Here is an 18,984-nt window from a genome sequence, read left to right as displayed (position 1 = left end):
ATAGGGGAACCCGGCGCCTGATGTGGCGGCTGGGCTCCTGGGGCATTGTTGCCGTCGGCGCCGTCACGGTTGCCGTTCTGGCGAGCCAGTACGAGATCCAGCTGCGCCGCGACCAGTTCGCGGCATCGGATGCGCTTGGGCGGCAGGCGCAGCAAATCCAACAACTCACCAGAGAGGCACAGGCCGAGAATCGCCGCCTGTCGCAAGCCATCGACACGTTGAACAGCGATCGCGATCGCCTGTTCTCACGGGTGACCTCTGTCGAAAAGGGGCTGGAATCGGCCACCGGATCGATCCAGGCGCGGCAGCTCACACCTCTTGCGCCTCCGCGGGAGCCCGCTCCGCAGATCGCCGCACCGGCGACCCAGCCTGCGCCCGCGGCGGCGGCGGACATAAAGACCACGGCCGCGCCCGCGGACTTGCCGAGCATCCCTGCCAAGCCGCTCGTCAGCCCCACCTCCGACACGACGGCGACGACGCTTGCCGACCCCAAGATCGCTCCGAGCACGGCGTCCTCCGTCGAACCGACAGCGCCGAAGGCCGACGCCAGGCCCACCTCCGAACTCGCCATAACCTCCACCGCCGAGACCCAACCCGAGGCACCGAAAGCGCTGGAACCGGCCCCGCCGGTGCTGTTGGCCGCCATTGCCCCCGCAACGGCCGAAGTGGCGACGCCAGTCGCCCGGACCGAATTCGGGGTCGACCTCGGCACCGCCAATTCCATCGATGGCCTGCGGGCGCTTTGGCGCGGGCAGTCGCGGCTGCCGGCCTTGAGCGGCCTGCGCCCGATCATCGTCGTACGGGAACGCAGCAACGGCCTCGGCATGCAACTCCGTCTCGTCGCCGGACCGCTGACAGATGCCGCCGCTGCGGCACGCATCTGCGCCACCCTGGCGGAGAACAAGCGCGCTTGTGAAACCTCGGTCTTCGACGGACAGCGTCTGGCTCTGCAGAACGAGGCTGCCCCAACCGTGCGTCCGGCTGCGCCGACGCCGGCCGCCAAGCCGCAACGGCCGCCTCAGCGGCGCGCAGCGCCAAAGCCGGAACCAACCCCAGCCCCAGCGCCTGCCCCGGAAGTAAGGTCGGAACAGCCATTGCCGAGGCCGGTGGAAGAAGCACAGGCGCAGGCGCCACGTCCAAGCCCGTCACTGTCCACGCTACTCGGCTTCAGTCGCGAGTAGAAAGAATTGTGATGGCAATATCTTGCAGCCGGAAGCTGAGGTAATGTCTACGCGACACTCCAAACGCGACCGCTTGCCGGCTTGTTCATCGCCCCGAACCGCAGCATAGTCAGGACCATGAAAAAAGATCCGTTCCGCCTAAGCCCATATGAAGTCCAGTGGTTGCTCGTCGTCGGCTTCGCGGCCGTCGGCTACGCCGTTTACCTGCGCTACATGGCCATCGAAATGTCCACTGTCGCACTCGCTTGCGACGCAGGCTCCCAGACCATGCTGTGCAAGAGCCGGCTGGTGGCGACCTATCTGTTCAAGAATTCGGTGTTTGGCATCGCCGCAATCGTGATTGCGACCCTCAACCTGTTGCGTCCGTCGATCGTGCTGATCACCGGCGCCGTCATCGCCGCCGGTTTCGGGATCGTGCTCTACAACATCGCCCTGTCGGGCATCGCGATCGGCCTGCTTATCCTTGGATTTTCGCGGCCCGCGCCCGCCACAGCGTGATCGCGAACAGCAGATAGATCGCGCAGGTCCATAGCGACTGCCAGTTATCCGGCCCCTCGTTGAAGCCGATATAGACCAGCGAAGCCACCAGCAGACCAGCAAAGGTGGCTTCGGCAATCGGGCGCGCACCTTCGGCGCGCCGGTTCACCGTCATCAGGCCGGCAAACGGCACGACCGCCATGGTCAGGGCGGCGAACGGGAAATCCCGATAGCGCGGATCGAAGACGAAGCCGAGCGCGGTCTGGGCAGCGATGAGTGCAGTGACGATCAAGGTCAGGCCGAGCAGAACCGTGGTGAAGCTGCGGTTGAGATACGGGCGCGGCCCCATCAGTTCCAGGAATGTCGGCAGCGAGCGTCCCGACATGGTCGCATAGGCACAGAGCAGCGGCGACAGGATGCCGGCAGCCAGCAAAGCTCCCCACTGGATCCATCGACCGATGCTGTAGCTCTCATACAGCAGCTTGTCGGCCGCGACGCCCAGTAACGTACCGGCAACCGTCGCCGAGACGGCCACCGTCAGCCAGGCCGAGAAACGCGGCGTCCACGGCTTGCGGCGCAGTGTCAGCATGCCGGTCAGGAACACCAGCACGCTGAGGCCGAGACCGAGGCCCATATGCAGCTTCCAGGCGGGATAGTTGCTGATCGGCACGCCGGCCGGATATTTCAGCGCGCGCGCGTCGGCGTCGTAGAGACCCCAATAGCCGCCCACAGTGCCTTCGAGATCGCGCTTCCATGGCTGGTCATAGGCCTCGATCAGGTTGACGCGAAAACCTTCGCGCTTTGCGAGATCAAGGATGTCCGACACCACTTTCGCCTGGTTGTCGCGTGACGGCAGCGCGCCGTCGCGCATCCGGCCCGCGCTCGGCCAACCGGTCTCGCCGATCAGGATCTCCTTGCCCGGGAAGGCAACGGCGACACGCTTGCGGATCGAATCGACATGCGTCGCGGCATTCTTGGCGCGAATCGGAATGTCCTCCCAATAAGGGAGAATGTGGATGGTGACGAAATCGACGACGTCGTAGAGCTCGCGATTCTTCAGCCAGAATTCCCAGACATCGGCATAGGTCACGGGAAGCTTGCCGACCTGCGCCTTCGTGGACCGGATATTGGCGACCAGATCCGCGGCCGTCATCTCGCCACGCAGCAAGACCTCGTTGCCGACGATGACGCCGGTGATCACGTTCGGATAGCGCTTGGTCAGATCGACCACGCCCGCGATCTGCGCTGCGTTCTTCAGGCGGTTGCTGCCAAGCCAGACGCCCTGCAGCACCTTGAGCCCGACTTTGCCCGCCAGCTCCGGCACCTGGTCCAGGCCATTGTCGATCGAATAGGTGCGCACGCATTTCGAGATCTGGGCAAGCTGCGCCATGTCCGCCGCGATCTGCTCCGCCGGAATGATGGCGGTCGAGTTCAGCGGGGTCTGTTCGCCGCGGAACGGCGCATAGGACACGCATTCCAGCTTGTCGGCCGGATCGATCGGGGCACGCACAAGTGCAATAGGCGTGGCGAGCCACCACCACACCGCTGCGATCGTACCGAGTGAGATTAGGAGAAGCGCCAGCGGCGTACGGTAGGAAATTGGTTCCGTCCTCCAAAAGACGTCCGTCGATTAGCTTGTCGCCGCCGTTCTGCCAAGTGCGCCAAAATAGCGATCCGGTGAATGTCCCATCCTCACGCCATGGAAATGAGACGAACTTCGGACGTTCTGGACAAAATTGAAAATACCCGTCATGGGATTCACTTGAGGTCTTCGCCGCAATGGAGACCCATTTGCACGTCATCTGGCGACAGCGTCAGAGGGCTGACTGCCAACTTTATCGGGGACTTTATGGGTCGACTGGTGTTCGGGTTCCAATCTGTGGTTCTGCGTCGTCTGGCCACGCCAGCAATCGCTTTGCTGCTCGGTGCAAGCGCTGTGATCGCGCCGGTCGGCACCGTTCTCGCCCAGGAGCAGAAGGCTGCGACCAGTGGCCCCACCCCCGCCGAAGTCGCCCGCGAAGGCCAGAAGCGCGCCGACGAGTTCGTCGAGGCGACTCAGGCCATCAACGGCCCGGCCGGCAATCCTGAATGTGTCTGGCTCGGCCGCCGCGTCGTCGTGCTGATGTGGCGCGACGATCTCGACACCGCTTTTCGTCATCTCGACCTTTATGACCGGTTCGGCTGCCCCGGTGGCCATGTGCAGGCGACGTTCCGCTGCCTCGTGAAATTCGGCCCGGCCATCGACCCGAAGGTTGCCGACAGCCTGAACCGTCACGTCCATGCCTGCTGGATCAACCCGAACGCAACGCCGCAGCCGGCGGCGCTGACCCAGCCTCCGGCGCCCGCACCTGCAGCTCCCGCTGCGCCGGCCGCGCCGCAGCCCGAGGCGAAGCCGGACGCCAAGCCGGCCGAAGCGCCGAAGTAACAATCGCCGATCGGGCGTGCTGTTTGAGATAGCAGCGCGCCCTCGCGTGTTTGAACGACCTGCCGCCCTCAAATCGCCATGGCGGCAGCTGAGTTGATTTCCGTGGCAGATGTCATCTGCCCGTCGCCACTGGCCGGACCTCGGGGACAGGTCCGCAGCCCGGCTTAGCTTCGCCCCGTGATGGTTTGGACGCGATGCGCGCTGTCGTCGCCGTTATTCTTCTCGTGACTGCCGTTCATGCCGGCCTTTGGGCGCTTCTCCGCGAGAAGCAGGACGCGCCCGACTTCAAGGGCATGATTCCGAGCCTGTCCTACGCACCGTTCGAAGGCACGGCACATCCGGACGTGGACAATATCCCGACCGTCGAGAAGGTCCGCGCCGACCTGAAGAAGCTCGCCACCATGACGCGGGCAATCCGTCTCTATTCGTCCACTGGCGGCGTCGAGATCGTGCCGGCGATCGCCAATGAATTCGGCCTCAAGGTCACGCTCGGCGTCTGGATCGACAAGAATGCCGACCGCAACGAGCGCGAGATCGTATCCGCCGTCGATCTGGCCAAGAAGAACTCGAATGTCATCGGTGTCGTCGTCGGCAACGAAACGCTGTATCGCGACGAACTCAAGATCGACGACCTCATTGAATATATCCGCAAGGTGAAGCGCCAGGTCACCGTGCCCGTCACCACCGGTGAAATCTGGAACATCTGGCGCGACAATCCGCAGCTGGCCTCCTCGGTCGATTTCATCGCCGCGCATATCCTGCCCTATTGGGAAAACTTCCAGGATACCCAGGCCGTCGACCAGGCCGTCTATATCTATGGCCTGCTGCGCGAGACCTTCCCCGGCAAGCGGATCGTCATCGCCGAATTCGGCTGGCCGAGCCAGGGTTACAATCTGCGCCGGGCCGAGCCGGGTCCGTTCAAGCAGGCCGTGGTGATCCGCAACTTCGTCACCCGCGCCGAGTCGATCGGCATGGACTACAACATCGTCGAAGCCATCGATCAGCCCTGGAAATTCTTCGAAGGCGGCGTCGGTCCCTATTGGGGCATGCTGGATGCCAATCGCGAGCCGAAATTCGCCTGGACCGGCCCGATCGTGAATCCGGCCTACTGGAAGAATGCCGGCCTTGCCCTCCTCGTCGGCATCCTGCTGTCGCTGCCGATCCTGCAGCTCGTCGCTCCCACCGCCATGCAGGCGCTGGTGCTGTCGATCGCGGCCAATGCCGTCGGGGCATGGGCGGCGCACATCTTCGCCTATCAGCAGACGCACTATTTCGTCTGGGGCTCGGCCTTCGCCCTGACCCTTGGCTGCATCCTGCTGATCCCGCTGATCCTGATCGCGCTGGCGCGTATCGAGGAAATCGCGGCCATCGCCTTCGGCCAGAAGCCGCTCCGCCTGCTGACGCCCGAACGCAGCGCGGCCCTGCTCGCGGCGGCCGATGCCGAAAAGAAATATCCGAAAGTGTCGATCCATATCCCGGCCTATCGCGAACAGCCGGAGATGCTGAAGCTGACGCTGGATGCGGTGGCGGCGCTGGATTACCCGAATTTCGAATGCGTGGTGATCATCAACAACACCCCGGATCCCGCCTACTGGCAGCCGATCCAGGATCACTGCCGCATGCTCGGCGAGCGCTTCATCTTCATCAATGCCGAGAAGGTGCAAGGCTTCAAGGCCGGCGCCCTGCGGATCGCCATGGACCGCACGGCGGCGGATGCCGAGGTGATCGGCATCATCGATGCCGACTATGTGGTGACGCCGAACTGGCTGAAGGCACTCGTGCCGGCCTTCAATGATCCCCGCGTCGGCCTCGTGCAGGCGCCGCAGGATCACCGCGACGAGAACACGTCGCTGATGCACTACATCATGAACGGCGAATATGCCGGCTTCTTCGACATCGGCATGGTCCAGCGCAACGAAGCCAATGCCATCATCGTCCATGGCACCATGTGCCTCATCCGTCGCGAGGCGATGGACATGGCCGGCGGATGGGCCGGCGACACGATCTGCGAGGATTCCGATCTCGGCCTCGCCATCATGCAGCATGGCTGGCTGACGCATTACACCCGCGAGCGCTTTGGCTATGGCGTTCTGCCGGACACCTACGAGGCCTTCCGCAAGCAGCGCCATCGCTGGGCCTATGGCGGCTTCCAGATCATCAAGAAGCACTGGCGCCGCTTCCTGCCGGGTGCGAGCCGCATGTCGCAGGAGCAGAAGCGCGAATTCGGCATCGGCTGGCTGAACTGGCTCGGCGCCGAGAGCCTCGGCGTCGTGGTGGCCATCCTGAACATCATCTGGGTGCCGATCATCGCCTTCGCAGACATCTCGATTCCCGACACCATCCTGACGCTGCCGATCATCGTCTCCTTCGTGGTCTCGCTGGCGCACTTCCTGATCCTCTACCGCCTGCGCGTGAAGATCGGCCTGTGGCAGATGCTCGGCGCCATGATCGCCGCCATGTCGGTGCAATGGACAGTGTCGCGCGCCGTGGCCGACGGCCTGATCAAGGACCACCTGCCCTTCACGGTGACCTCGAAGGGTGGCAAGTCGCGCAGCTCGATCGAATTCCAGGCGTTCTGGGAGGCCGTGATCGGCGTGCTGCTCTGGATCAGCGCCGGCGTGCTGGTGTTTGCCAATAGCGACAAGCAGGTCACGGAGATCTACATCTTCGCCGGGGTGCTGATCCTGCAGAGCCTGCCGTTCCTGTCGGCCGTGGCGATCGCGATTCTGGAAAACTCCCGTGCCAACCAGTTCAAATGGTGGACCGACACCACGATCCGCACCGCAGAGCTGATCGGAATCCGCGCCGTGCGGATGCCCCAGCTCGACATGAACCGGCCGGAAGCCCAGCGCGAGGCGCGCTGACCGCTTTCGCCGGACAGTTCATGTCCACAATCCGCGGCCTCGCCCTTGACCCCGGCGAGCCCGCCTTTTACACAGCCGGTCAACGCGATACGCTGCATTGCGGCTTCCATCGCGGCCGTGGCCGACCGGCCGTCCGCGCTCCCATGGAGCCGGTGTTTCCGGCAAGGCTGACTGAATCGGCATCTTTCGGGCGGGTAGCTCAGCGGTAGAGCATTCGACTTTTAATCGACTGGTCATGGGTTCGATCCCCATCCCGCCCACCATCAAATTCCTGATCTGCAAGACGGATTCATCTCGGCCCTCTCCGGCAGCTGGATTACCGGTGCCGAAGCCGCGGGCCTTGTGCCCGCCCGTAGGCGATCAGGACACAGACGAAGATACCAGCCGCCAGGCTCGTATGCCCGCTGAACATCACGAGGCCAAGGCCCCAGCCGCGCTGGGAGACCAGAACACCCAGAGCCGCCAACAGCGCCGCTGAGCCGGCGAGGCGCAGCATGCGTGTCGTGGCGGGTTTGAGCGCCTTGCCGAACAGGTCACGCTGCTGGCGCTGCGTGGCGCAGGCCAGCGCGGCGAAGCCGGCGAAGCTCAACATGAACGCAAGGAGATGGCTCATTCCGCCGCTCCGCTGGATGCAGCAGCCATCGCGGCCCGTCGCTCCGCCTTGCGCTTGGCCGGCACTCTGACCTGATGTCGCGCGGTGCGCAGCGCCAGTACGACATGCAGCGCAGCCAGGACCCAGCACATCAGGTCGATACCGGCAAAAATCCAGTCGCCTTGCGCAAGGCTATGCCAGAGCGGACGCTGCGTGGTGACGGCATTGAGGATGGGCAGCAAGGCCAGCAGCGCCGCTGCCGTCCATAGCTGCTCGATCCAGGCGGCCTTGGCCGGCCGAAGCACCGCATGCAGCAGCGTCGCTCCCCAGACGATGAAGAACAGGTCGACTTCCCAGTTCGAGCGGCCGGCCAGCGTGGTCGGCAGCAGGCGGTTGCCCCACATGAACGCGGTCATGGCGATGGACAGGCCGGCGATGCTCGCAATGTTCAGCCGCTCGACGAGGCGGAAGCCGAAATACGGACGCTGCGGATCAGGCAGCTTCTGGCGCCGCTTCACCGTCCACATCACGAGGCCGGTGCCTACCATCGCCGTGCCGGTGAAACTGACGAGGAAATACAGCCAGCGCGTAACGGTGTCGCTGAAGCGTCCGAGATGCAGCGCATAGAGGACGCCGCGCGTTTCAGCCGCGCCGCCCACCTGATCGCGGACCGACAGCAGCTTTCCGGTGGTGCCCTCGAATTCCATATATTGCGGGCTCATGGAGACGCGTCCGGGATCGCCGCGCGTCACCACCACGCGGGCAGCAGCATCGCCGGGATGCGAGACATTGACGCGACCGATATTGTCGTGGCCCCAACGCTCCTGCGCCTGCCGCACCATGGTCTCGACGGAGGCCAGCGGGACCTTCTGGCCGGTGGGCTTGCCCGACTGCGTGAAGGCGCTGAGCTCCGCCTGCATCTGCTGGCGTTCGGCCGGCGCCTTGATCGCCACCTGCCCGCCCCATGGCATATACATCGCCATCAGCGTCACGAGGCCGGTGTAAGTGATCATGGCGTGAAACGGCAGGCCGAACACCGACAGCGCGTTGTGCGCGTCGAGCCAGGATCGCTGACCCTTGCCCCAGCGGAAAGTGAAGAAATCGACGAAGATCTTCTTGTGCGTGATGACGCCGCTGATGATCGCGACCAGCATGAACATCGCGGCGATGCCGGCGAGCCATCTGCCCCAGACCACCGGCATGTAGTGGAACTGGAAATGGAAGCGGAAGAAGAATTCCCCGCCCAGCGTGTCACGCGCATTCACACGCTCGCCTGTGGCGGGATCGAAATGCGCCTCCGCGAAGCCGCGCTGGCCGGGCTCGCGTGGCGCCGTACGCCAGAAGGCATAGGCGCTGTTGTTGCGATCGTCGGGCAGACGAACACTCCATTGCGACGTTCCCGGCGCGATCTTCTCGAACCCGTCCGCGACACGCTGCGCGACGACGGCGGCATCGGGACGCTCGGCGAGACGCGCCAGTTCGGGCCGCGCCCATTGCGACAACTCGTCCTTGAAATAGGACACCGTCCCGGTCAGGAACATCGCATAGAGCACCCAGCCGAGCAGAAGGCCGACCCAGGTGTGCAGATCCGACATGCTCTGCCGGATGCCACGGCCCGCGCTGTTCTGATCGCTTTCGGTTGTCATGAACCAGACCTCGTCAGGACACCGACCACGCCGCCAGCCCCAATGGCACGGCGACAATGATCAGACCCATCCACGCCTTCAATGCGCTGCGCACGGCGAACACCCAGATGACCGCACCGGCATAAACGAGGAAACTCGCCAGCTGGCCGGTGATCACGGCCTGCACCTTGTTCATCGGCAAAGCCAGCACGGCGACACTGCTCAGCGCCGCCAGCGCATAGCCGCCGAACAGTGCGGCGACGATGCGCGAGACGAGCGGGCCAGTGGCCAGGACCCGATGAACAAGAACGTTCATTTTGCCGGAGACGGCGTGGCCGCCGGGCCCGCTGGCAGCGGCGACAGACCGTTGGCATTCACATAGGTCAACGTGGTGGCATAGCTGACGCTGTCATATTTCTCGGCGCCATTGGCGCCGGCACGCTCGCCCGCCGTGCGATCGTTGAAACTGACTTCGGCCACATAGGTGCCCTTCCAGGGCATGTCGAACTTCACCACGCCCTGCTCGTCCGTGTTGGCCTCCTTGGACCAGCCGGATTGCGTCACCAGCGTGACCTTGGTCTTGGCCTTGGGCTGATCCTTGAAGAACAGCTTGAATTCGCCGTCCTGCCCGGTCGGGACGAGATCGAGCACGAGCTTCGGCTTCTGCGCAGCAAAGCCCGTGATGAAGCGCGCCGCCGGGTAGTACCAGCCGGTGATCGGCTTGTCCTGCTGCTTGGACTGATACAGCGGATAGCTCGCGTCCTCGGCCACGATGCTGTCGCCCGACGCAGCCTTGAAAGGCAGCGTGAAACCACCCGCCGTCTTGGTCGCGTCCGACTTCTGCTCGCCCTTGGTTGCGATCAGCGTGCCGGTGACCTTGGCGAATTTGTCGAGCAGGCCCGGCGATGCCTCGCGAAGGTTTTCGCCGAACTCGCCGAAGCGCACGACCGCGTTCTGGCCGTCGGCCTGTTCGATCCAGATCTGGTGCGCCTGCGCGGTGGTGGCGGTTGCAAGCAGAGCGATGGCGGCAAGAGCAAGCTTCGTCATGACGGGCACCTCGAATTACGATGTGGCAGATTGAAACGATGAGCGCCGGGGCCGCAAGCGGCCCCGGCGATGTTCATGGCGTTACACGATCAGAAGCTGTCCAATTGCCCGACGGCTTCTGCGATCATGCTGCTTGCGATCAGAAATCGAAGGCAGCCGAAACGATGTAGGTGCGCGGATTGCCAACGGTCTGGAAGCCGCCGCTGGTGATCCAGTAGTTCTCGCCGGTGACGTTCTCGATATTGGCGCGGAACGTGACAGGCTTGCCGGTGAGCGCGGTGGTGGTGTAGCGCGCGCCGATGTCCAGACGGGTCCAGTCAGAGAAGCGCTGGTTCGGCAGGTTGGCGGTGGTGAGATAGGAGCCACCGGTGTAGATCACGCGGCCGTTGAGCGAGAGGCCGTAGACCCACGGCGTATCCCAATCGAGGCCGGCCGAGGCCGTCCAGTTCGGGATGCCGGCGGCATCGTTGCCGCGCTGGGCCGCAACGGCCGGGTTGGTCAGTTCAGGCTTGATATAGCTGACGCTGGCCAGACCGCGCAGGCCGGGTGCGATCAGACCATAGGCGTTGAACTCGACGCCGCGATTGCGCTGCTGGCCGTCATAAACGCGCTCGTTGAGGGCATTGGTGATAAGGCTGGGACGCATGATCTGGAACACCGCAGCCGTGGTCGTGATCGTGCCCCAGTCAACCTTGACGCCCGCTTCCTGCTGCTTCGACTTGAACGGCGCAAGCACCTGGCCGGCATTGGCGAAGCCGGCACCGATCACGGTGCCCTGGCTCAGACCTTCTGCATAGTTCGCGTAGAGCGAGACATTGTGCATCGGCTTGATCACGAGGCCGGCCATCGGCGACGTTGCAGCCGCATCGTAGCCACCGGTGAGCGCCCCCGTGACGGTGCTGAAGCTGTCCTGCTTCACCATCTGGTGGCGGGCACCAATGGTGAGCAGCACGCGCTCATCCAGAACCGACAGCGTGTCGGAGACCGCGACGCTCTGCAGCGTCACATCGGCAGCCTTGTTCGGCAAGTTGCGAACACCGGTGACCGGAGGGATGGCCGACGGATTGTAGATATTCGACGGCACCGACTGCGCCGCCGAGTTGGACACATAGGCGTTGCCGTTTTCCTGATTGTAGCCGGTATAGGCGACATTCACTGCGTGGCTGATGGCGCCGGTGTTGAACTTCGAGCGCAGGCCAACATTGCCGCTGACCGTCTTGCTGTAGGAGTCGTAATAGGCATCGAAGGTCTGGAAGTTGCCGAACTGGTCCACGCCGCCAGGGAAACCGGCCGGGCGCGAGTCAGGGAACGACTGTTCGTTCAGACCGTCGCGATAGCCGATGCCGGCATAGGCCGTCAGCGAGTCGGTCAGGTCATATTCGAGAGCCGACGCGATGGTGTTGTCGCGCTGCTTGAGAGATGTGCCCGGATACCAGTTGCCGCGCGCATCAGGCGGAGCCGGGATGAACGGCACGTTTGCATTGATGTTGATCTGCGGGCGGAAGTTGCGGGTGTCGTCGTTCTGCGAGATGGCATCGACGGTCCAGCGCAGGCGCTCGCCGCGATAGTCGATCCCGAGCGCACCAAGACCGGAACGCCAGTTGCCGCCATCGATGGTGGCTTCACCATTGCGCGCGACGCCGTTGAAGCGGACGCCCCATTCCTTGTTGTCGCCGTAACGCTGGCTGGTTTCCAGATGCAGGCCGTAATTGCCGGCGCTCATGAAGAACGGCGTCAGGCGCGCGAAAGGCACCTCGCCCGCGCGCTTGGTGGTGATGTTGATGCCGCCGCCCGCGCTGCCGCCCGGTGCCATGCCGTTGATCAGGGCGCCCGGTCCCTTCAGGACGTCGATGCGCTCGATGATCTGCGACGGCACGCGGCTGGAGGACACCAGGCCGTACAGGCCGTTCAGGCCGACGTCGCCGGAGCCGACGGTCAGACCGCGGATCGTGAACTCGTCGCTGAAGCCGTTGGCGCCGGTGGTCGCGCGCACGGACGCGTCATTGATCAGCGTGTCCGCAGCGGTGCGGCCCTGCTGGTTCTCGATCAGCTGCGCGGTGTAGTTCACGGTGCTGAAGGGCACGTTCATCGCGCTCTGGCTGCCGAGCAGACCGAGCGTACCGCCCGTAGCAACCTGACCACCCGCATAAGCCGGCACCGGTGCGCCAATGGTGCGGGTCGATCCGAGCGTCGAGGTCGGAGCGACCGGTTGCTGGTCAACGGGCTGACGGGGGGCGACGCGGGTTGCGCGCTGCGGCGCGGTACGCGTACGCGTCGCGCGCGTTGGGCGGGCACGCTGCTGCGGAGCATCCACGGACACTGGCGGCAACACGCTCGGCTGCGCGCTCTGCGCATGGCTCGACGACGCGCCAACACCAGTCAGGCAAAGCGAAACGACCCCCGTCGCCACGCCAAGACACAACTGGGTCCTGTAACTCTTCAAAATGCTCACGAAACGCCCCTAAGTTGACTTATTCCCGGCCTGACTAGGGAGTTTGACGATTGCAAGCAACGAAACGGTTTTAGAATAGATCAACGTTCTACGCATAACTCCGCAAACGCCTGTAGTTTTAGCGTTGCGCGACCGCACGGTTGTGCGACGCCTCTTGGACACCCCAATTCTCTGGCTGTGACAGTCGAGCGGGCTCTCCGGAATCGCGGATCTAACGCTCGGAGCGATAGCCGAGACGGGGCATCCCGTTGCCTGTTCCCGTCGACGTCCGACCTGAGGATGGCTCACATATTGATCTTGCGCTGATGGCGAAAAGCCTGCCATGACCTGCCTTTAGTCTTCAGCCTCAGATCATCGGACAGATTGCAATGCGGATTACCCTTGTCGGCTCCCGTCACTTCGGCGTCACGACCCTCGATATGTTGAAGAGCCACAAGGTCGAGATCATCAGCATCGTCGTTGCCGATGCCGAGGATCGCCTCGCCGCTGCCGCCAAGGCTGCTGGCATCCCGGTTACCGTGCAGGCCAACCCCAAGCTGGTCGTCGCCTCCGAGATCGCGGACGGCACCGACCTCATCATCACAGCCCACAGCCACGCCCGCATCGGCCAGGACGCCCTGGACAAGGCCAGGCTCGGCGGCATCGGTTATCACCCGTCCCTACTGCCACGGCACCGGGGAATCGCCGCGGTGGAGTGGACAATCAAGGAAGGCGACCCGATCGCCGGCGGCACCATCTATCATCTCGCCGATGTCATGGACGGCGGCGCCATTGCCGCACAGGAATTTTGTTTCGTGAAAAAGGGCGAAACCGCCCGCGAATTGTGGGAACGCGCCCTCGCCCCGCTCGGCTACAAGCTGCTCGGCGAGGTCGTCGATTATGCGATCAAAAACAATAGCTTGCCAGCCACATACCAGGACGAGCAATTCGCAACCAAGGCGCCCAAGCTCAACTGATCTCGCGAACTGGATGGAAATATTACCTGCCCCCCTGGAACAATCCGGGGGGATGTGCGTTGCAGCGACATAGGTGTTATGGGCTCACTGCGCACCGCACAAACTTTGGACACATTAAGCTCCAATAAGGCAGCCCATCACAACATCGAGGATTTGATTCAATGCGTTTCGACCGCATGCGCGTGTTCCTGTCCGTCTCGTTGCTGGCCGGTGCCACGCTTGCCGCCACTGCCCCTGCGTCCGCCCAGCATCCCTATGATGGTCTTTGGAACGTCACCATTTTCACGCAATCTGGAAGTTGCGACCGCACGGCCAGCTATCCGCTGACGGTGACTGATGGCCGGGTGTCTGCTCCCGGTGCCGAAGTCTCCGGCAAGATTGCCACATCGGGCGTCGTCCGCGTCGCGATCGGCCCTGCCTTCGCAAACGGCCAGCTCACCGGCAATGCCGGCTCCGGCAAATGGAATGGCGCCTCGAACGGCGTCCCCTGCAGCGGGCGCTGGGAAGCTTCTCGTCAATAACCCGCAGCCAGGAAAGCCTTCTATGAAAGTCGTCTCGATCTCTCCGCGCGCCCTTGCCCGGACCGCCGTCGTCGCTGCTGCCCTCGCAGTGCCGTCGCTCGCGGCCTTCGCCCAGTCCGCGCCGTTCGCGGGGATGGCCGGTGTATGGTCCGGCCAGGGCAACATCTCGCTCGACGACGGCTCCAAGGAGCGCATCCGCTGCAAGGCAACCTATGCCGTGTCCGGCGATGGCAATGGCCTCAACCAGTCCCTGCTCTGCGCCAGCGACAGCTACAAGTTCGAGCTGAAGAGCAATGTGAAGGCGAACGGCAACACGCTGACCGGCCAGTGGTCAGAGACCACCCGCAATGTCAGCGGCGAATTGCAGGGCACCTCCAGCGCCGGCAAGTTCAACGTCAATGTCTCCGCGCCGGGCTTCGACGCCAAACTGACCCTGACCACCACCGGCAACAAGCAGGCCGTGTCGATTTCCTCCGACGGTCAGTTCAAGGGCGTGAACATCACGCTGAACCGCAGCTAAGCGGATCAGCTCATCTGCCTAACGGACCCCGGTCGCCACGCGGCCGGGGTTTTGTTTTTCGCGGGAGTGCCGTGCTGCATCCGCCCTCCTGTTTCGCATCGCTGCCGCTGCAATTCCGTCCATTGCCAAGCATCGCCCTCGTCGATACAGCCTGCCACAGAGGTAACGCCGGCCATAACGGCACATGCCCAGCAGGACACCGCCCGCGTCCATGACCGCCCACCCTCCGTCGACACTTCGCGCCGCGCTCTGGATGTCCGGCTGGCTGTTGCTGATGCTGTTCGTCGCAATCGGCGGACGCGAAACCTTGCGCGACCTCAACGTCTTTCAGGTGATGGAAATCCGCTCGCTGTTCGGCTTCGTCTTCCTGACGCCTATCATTCTGCTGAATGGCGGATTCAGAACGATGGCGACGGCACGGCCGGTCGCGCATGTCACGCGTAACCTCGTCCACTATGCTTCGCAGCTCGGCTGGTTCTACGCGCTGACGCTGATCCCGCTCAGTCAGCTGGTCTCCATCGAATTCACCATGCCGATCTGGATCGCCATCATGGCTGCGATCTTTCTCGGTGAACGCATGACGTTGCTGAAGATCGTCGCCATCGTGCTCGGCCTCATCGGCGTCGTGGTCATCGTCCGCCCGACCGCCGGCGAGATCAATGTCGGGCAACTGGTGTCGCTTGCCTCGGCTTTCGGCTTCGGTATTTCCATCACGCTGATCAAGTCGCTGACGCGCACCGACAGCGCGCTCAAGATCATCTTCTGGATGATCGTCGTCCAGTCGATCGCCGGGATCGTGCCTGCCATCGCCACCTGGCAGTGGCCATCGGCCTATGTGTGGTTCTGGCTGGTCATTGTCGGCTTCTGTGGCACCTTCTCGCACTTCTGCATGGCGCGCGCGATGCTCTATGCCGATGCCACGGTGGTGGTGCCGATGGACTTCCTGCGCGTGCCGCTGAGCGCCGCCATCGGATGGTTACTATACTCTGAACGCCTCGACATGTTCACGCTGCTCGGTGCCGCGTTGATCCTCGCAGGCAATACGCTGAACCTGCGCAGTCCCGCCCCGCGTCCCGCCGCGGCCAGCAGCTGAGTTCCGGTCCGATTTTATTCGCATAGTGCGCGTCCCGTCATTTTGGCGGTTGCGGGTAGTTGCTATTTTGTCCGTCGCCAATCGGTCATCCGACCGGATTCGATGGGGGAGATTTGCCGTGCGCCAGCTCGTATTCGCCTTGTCTGCGCTGTCCGTCTTTTTCAGCGCCGATGCGGCGCTCGCCGACAAGCGCGTCGCATTCGTGGTCGGTAACGGCGCCTACAAGAATGTCGATCCGCTGCCGAACCCGCCGATCGACGCCAAGGCGATGGCGAGCACGCTCCGCAATGTCGGCTTCGAGGTGATCGAAGGTTCCAATCTGACACGCGACGGCATGACCGAGCGGCTGCTCGAATTCGGCCGCAAGGCGCAGGGCGCCGATGTCGCCCTGTTCTTCTATGCCGGGCATGGCATCTCGGTGAACAACATCAACTACCTTCTGCCCATCGACGCCAATCTGAAATCCGAGATGGACGTCAAGCTCGGCGCCGCCATCAATGTCGAGACCACGCTGGAACAGACCATGGGCGACGCCAAGGTCAAGCTGGTGTTCCTCGACGCCTGCCGCGACAATCCGTTCGCTGCAAAAATCCGCTCAAGCGGCACGGCAACGCGCAGCGTGGCGGTATCGTCGGGTCTGGCCGAAATGAAGTCGGGCGAAGGCACGCTGATCGCCTTTGCCACCAGCCCGGGCCAGACCGCGCTCGATGGCAAGAGCGGCGGCAACAGCCCGTTCACCCGCGCATTGCTCACCAACATCACCGCGCCCGGCGCCGAGATCCAGCAGGCCATGACGAAGGTCCGCGCGCAGGTGCAGGATGAAACCAACAAGGGCCAGCTGCCCTGGGGCCACACCAATCTGATCGGAGCCGTCTATCTCAATCCGGATGTGCAGACGCAGGTCCAGGTGGCTGCCGCCACCCCGACCGCCACCATGCCGGCAACCGCCGTGGCCGGCTCCGATGTGGAGCTGGAATTCTGGCGCTCGATCAAGGACAGCAATCGCCCCGAGGAACTCAACGCCTACATCACCATGTATCCGAACGGTCAGTTCAAGCCGCTCGCCCTCGCCCGCATTGCAGCGCTGCAGGAGGCCGCTACGGCGCCGCGCACGGCGACGCCGGGCGTCGACAAGGCTGCGTTCACCGAACAGGCCAGCCAGCTCACTGAAGACAAGATCGGTCTCAACCAGGCGAAACGCCGTGACGTCCAACGCCGCCTCAACGGCCTCGGCTTCGACACCAAGGCCACCGGCACCTTCGATGCCGGAACCCGTGGCGTGATCACCCGCTGGCAGGCGGCGCGCGGCTACCCGACCTCGGGCTATCTCAACAAGGTGCAGCACACGGCCCTGCTTGCAGAGCCCGTCACCCTGGCAGAGGAGCCGGCACCCGCGCCGAAGCCGGTGCAACGCCGTCAGGTGCAGCAGACGTTCGATGAAGCGCCGCCGCCCGCCGCCCGCCGTCAGGCCGCCCCGGCGCCGGCTGTCGACCCCGCTTTGCCGGGCCGTTTCATCGGCGGCGTCGTGGGCGGCTTCCTCAATCGCTGATGCAGCGAGACGCCCGGGGCCGCGGAGCTACTTGCCCGCGGCCTTACGCAATGCGTCATTGATCCGGTCCTGCCAGCCGGGACCGCCTTCCTGGAAATATTCGAGCACGTCCTGATCAATCCGCAGCGACATCAGTTCGCGGACGCCCGGAACAGCGACCTTTTTGACCGGCGCCTCGACTACAGGAGCCGTCGCCTTCTTGAAGGCCGCCTCGGCCTCGCTGCGGGCGTCCTTGGGGCGGCGTGGTGTCTGGGCCATGGCTGCGAATCCTTGCAAGGCGTGATGCTCCCCGAGAGCTAGGACAAGGCCCGCACAATTGCCAGCCGGTAAGACACCGCTAGGCAGCCGCTTCGTCGCTGCAATGGGCGTATCGTCGCGCCTGCCCCGGTCGGTTACACAACGTGCAGATTCCAATGTTACACATTGCAAGCTCGGCGCTGCGACGCAGCGGCGCGCATTGCACAATCCCGAGCGTCGCTGCATCGCAAAAGCGCGACTGGAATATCACCAGATCAACGCATTTGTGTTGCGATGGGGTCAAACAAATCGGTTCAGGTCCGACAAATCAGGATAGTCTACTTACGGGTCAACCCAGATGGTGAAGGAGGTCACGATGGCAGCTTCTGCTGAAATCCGCACGACCACAACATCCCATCAGACGACGTCGGTCACGACACCGCGCGCTGTCGATCTTCCGACCTGCCCGGTCTGTGCCGACAGCATGATTGCAGCGGAGTCCTCGGCGTTTCTTGCCGACAACGTCGTCAGCCATCTCTGGACCTGCGACACCTGCGGCTACGGCTTTGTGACGAACCATACGGTCAAGAAGATCGCGTGCAGCTGATTGCGCAACAATGCCAAACCGACACGGCTGCCGCGCGACGCAACGTGTCCCAATGGCGTTGCTCGGTCTCATATCCGAGATCGAGGATTCTCATTTTTGAGATCGCAGGCGTGATCGAGCCGCGCATCAGCTCGAACACACCATGTAATAGGCCTGTTTCCCGCAGCGTTCCGCACTAGCTGCGCTGGCACACCGCTTGCTCCCTTCTCCATGAACGCGCGCAAGACGCGTCAGATCGTCTCAACCGATTGGAGAGGAAGCAGCCATGAAGATTGGATATTTTACCATGCCATCGCATCCGCCGGAGTGCGGATTGAAGGAAGGGCATGACTGGGATCTGCAGGTGATCCGCTGGGCCGATGAACTCGGCTATCAGGAAGCCTGGATCGGCGAGCATCACACTGCACCGTGGGAACCCCATCCCTCGCCCGACCTCCTGCTCGCGCAGGCATTCCTGCAGACCAAGAACATCCGCCTCGGCCCCGGCGGCTTCCTGCTGCCCTATCACCATCCCGCCGAACTCGCCAATCGCGTCGCCATGCTCGATCACCTGTCGGAAGGCCGCTTGAATTTCGGCGTAGCCGCATCGGGCCTGCCGAGCGACTGGGCGATGTTCAATGTCGATGGCATGTCTGGCCAGAACCGCGACATGACGCGCGAGGCACTCGAGATCATCCTGAAACTATGGACCGACGATGCGCCGTGGACGCATACCGGCAAATACTGGACGGTGACCAAGCCGGACGTCATGTTCGACTTTCTCAAGCCGCACATCAAGCCGATCCAGGCGCCGCATCCGCCCATCGCCGTGGCCGGTTTAAGCAAGGGCTCCGACACG

The 18,984-nt window shown here is 63.6% G+C and carries 18 protein-coding genes and 1 tRNA gene; 12 read left to right on the top strand and 7 right to left on the bottom strand.

Going from position 1 to position 18,984, the window contains the following annotated elements; all coding sequences use genetic code 11:
* Both ACIQ17_RS18705 and ACIQ17_RS18700 read left to right on the top strand, forming a co-directional pair.
* Nucleotides 1–1,181: hypothetical protein (locus ACIQ17_RS18705; RefSeq protein WP_398470566.1), on the top strand; the 1,181-nt coding region annotated here is incomplete at its 5' end.
* 117 nt (nt 1,182–1,298) lie between these two features.
* Nucleotides 1,299–1,679, top strand: coding sequence for a hypothetical protein (locus ACIQ17_RS18700; RefSeq protein ID WP_398470565.1), 381 nt, complete (start codon nt 1,299–1,301; stop codon nt 1,677–1,679).
* Here the strand turns inward: ACIQ17_RS18700 and ACIQ17_RS18695 are convergent.
* A complete protein-coding gene (locus tag ACIQ17_RS18695) occupies nt 1,639–3,201 on the bottom strand; it encodes a beta-(1-6) glucans synthase (protein WP_398470564.1) in 1,563 nt (520 codons plus the stop codon). The genes ACIQ17_RS18700 and ACIQ17_RS18695 overlap by 41 nt on opposite strands.
* A gap of 306 nt (nt 3,202–3,507) precedes the next feature.
* On the opposite strand from ACIQ17_RS18695, the gene ACIQ17_RS18690 reads away from it, so the two are divergent.
* From ACIQ17_RS18690 to ACIQ17_RS18680, 3 genes are all read left to right on the top strand, one after another.
* A complete protein-coding gene (locus ACIQ17_RS18690) occupies nt 3,508–4,083 on the top strand; it encodes a beta-1-3, beta-1-6-glucan biosynthesis protein (protein ID WP_398470563.1) in 576 nt (191 codons plus the stop codon).
* Nucleotides 4,084–4,277: 194 nt separating this feature from the next.
* Complete coding sequence (locus ACIQ17_RS18685; RefSeq protein WP_398470562.1) at nt 4,278–6,947, top strand: glycosyltransferase; 2,670 nt, start codon at nt 4,278–4,280, stop codon at nt 6,945–6,947.
* A gap of 188 nt (nt 6,948–7,135) precedes the next feature.
* Nucleotides 7,136–7,210 (top strand) — tRNA-Lys (locus tag ACIQ17_RS18680).
* 53 nt (nt 7,211–7,263) lie between these two features.
* On the opposite strand, the gene ACIQ17_RS18675 is transcribed toward ACIQ17_RS18680, so the two are convergent.
* The 5 genes from ACIQ17_RS18675 to ACIQ17_RS18655 form a co-directional block, all read right to left on the bottom strand.
* Nucleotides 7,264–7,560 (bottom strand): DUF3325 domain-containing protein, encoded by a 297-nt coding sequence (locus ACIQ17_RS18675; protein WP_398470561.1) that lies wholly within the window; start codon nt 7,558–7,560, stop codon nt 7,264–7,266.
* Entirely contained in the window at nt 7,557–9,185 is a 1,629-nt protein-coding gene (locus tag ACIQ17_RS18670) for a PepSY-associated TM helix domain-containing protein (protein WP_398470560.1), read from the bottom strand. The genes ACIQ17_RS18675 and ACIQ17_RS18670 overlap by 4 nt, the downstream gene beginning before the upstream one ends.
* A 13-nt stretch (nt 9,186–9,198) precedes the next feature.
* Nucleotides 9,199–9,480 carry a DUF3649 domain-containing protein gene (locus tag ACIQ17_RS18665; protein WP_398470559.1) on the bottom strand — a complete coding sequence of 94 codons (282 nt, stop codon included), beginning with the start codon at nt 9,478–9,480 and terminating at the stop codon, nt 9,199–9,201.
* Entirely contained in the window at nt 9,477–10,211 is a 735-nt protein-coding gene (locus tag ACIQ17_RS18660; RefSeq protein ID WP_398470558.1) for a cobalt ABC transporter substrate-binding protein, read from the bottom strand. The genes ACIQ17_RS18665 and ACIQ17_RS18660 overlap by 4 nt, the downstream gene beginning before the upstream one ends.
* Before the next feature lie 139 nt (nt 10,212–10,350).
* On the bottom strand, nt 10,351–12,663 hold the full coding sequence (locus tag ACIQ17_RS18655) for a TonB-dependent receptor (RefSeq protein WP_398470557.1): 2,313 nt from the start codon (nt 12,661–12,663) through the stop codon (nt 10,351–10,353).
* Between the two features lie 368 nt (nt 12,664–13,031).
* Between ACIQ17_RS18655 and ACIQ17_RS18650 the strand changes: the two genes are divergently transcribed.
* The 5 genes from ACIQ17_RS18650 to ACIQ17_RS18630 all read left to right on the top strand — a co-directional run bounded on the left by ACIQ17_RS18650 (nt 13,032) and on the right by ACIQ17_RS18630 (nt 17,302).
* The gene (locus ACIQ17_RS18650; RefSeq protein ID WP_398470556.1) at nt 13,032–13,619 is read left to right on the top strand and encodes a formyltransferase family protein; all 588 of its coding nucleotides are present in this window, start codon (nt 13,032–13,034) and stop codon (nt 13,617–13,619) included.
* Nucleotides 13,620–13,780: 161 nt separating this feature from the next.
* Nucleotides 13,781–14,140, top strand: coding sequence for a hypothetical protein (locus ACIQ17_RS18645; RefSeq protein ID WP_398470555.1), 360 nt, complete (start codon nt 13,781–13,783; stop codon nt 14,138–14,140).
* A 22-nt stretch (nt 14,141–14,162) separates the two neighbouring features.
* Nucleotides 14,163–14,660, top strand: a complete 498-nt coding sequence (locus ACIQ17_RS18640) for a hypothetical protein (protein ID WP_398470554.1) — start codon at nt 14,163–14,165, stop codon at nt 14,658–14,660.
* A gap of 211 nt (nt 14,661–14,871) precedes the next feature.
* A complete protein-coding gene (locus tag ACIQ17_RS18635) occupies nt 14,872–15,753 on the top strand; it encodes a DMT family transporter (RefSeq protein WP_398470553.1) in 882 nt (293 codons plus the stop codon).
* A 118-nt stretch (nt 15,754–15,871) separates the two neighbouring features.
* Complete coding sequence (locus tag ACIQ17_RS18630; RefSeq protein ID WP_398470552.1) at nt 15,872–17,302, top strand: caspase family protein; 1,431 nt, start codon at nt 15,872–15,874, stop codon at nt 17,300–17,302.
* 27 nt (nt 17,303–17,329) lie between these two features.
* Here the strand turns inward: ACIQ17_RS18630 and ACIQ17_RS18625 are convergent, their stop codons facing one another.
* Complete coding sequence (locus ACIQ17_RS18625; protein WP_398470551.1) at nt 17,330–17,560, bottom strand: BrnA antitoxin family protein; 231 nt, start codon at nt 17,558–17,560, stop codon at nt 17,330–17,332.
* Between the two features lie 355 nt (nt 17,561–17,915).
* On the opposite strand from ACIQ17_RS18625, the gene ACIQ17_RS18620 reads away from it, so the two are divergent.
* Nucleotides 17,916–18,146 carry a hypothetical protein gene (locus tag ACIQ17_RS18620; protein ID WP_398470550.1) on the top strand — a complete coding sequence of 77 codons (231 nt, stop codon included), beginning with the start codon at nt 17,916–17,918 and terminating at the stop codon, nt 18,144–18,146.
* Between the two features lie 265 nt (nt 18,147–18,411).
* A partial coding sequence (locus tag ACIQ17_RS18615; RefSeq protein WP_398470549.1) for an LLM class flavin-dependent oxidoreductase occupies nt 18,412–18,984 on the top strand: 573 nt, incomplete at its 3' end.

The organism is Tardiphaga sp. (genome assembly GCF_044340795.1).
In the GTDB taxonomy this organism is placed as follows: domain Bacteria; phylum Pseudomonadota; class Alphaproteobacteria; order Rhizobiales; family Xanthobacteraceae; genus Tardiphaga.
Note: the sequence above shows the minus strand (reverse complement) of the source record. Positions and strands in the feature narration are given on the sequence as shown.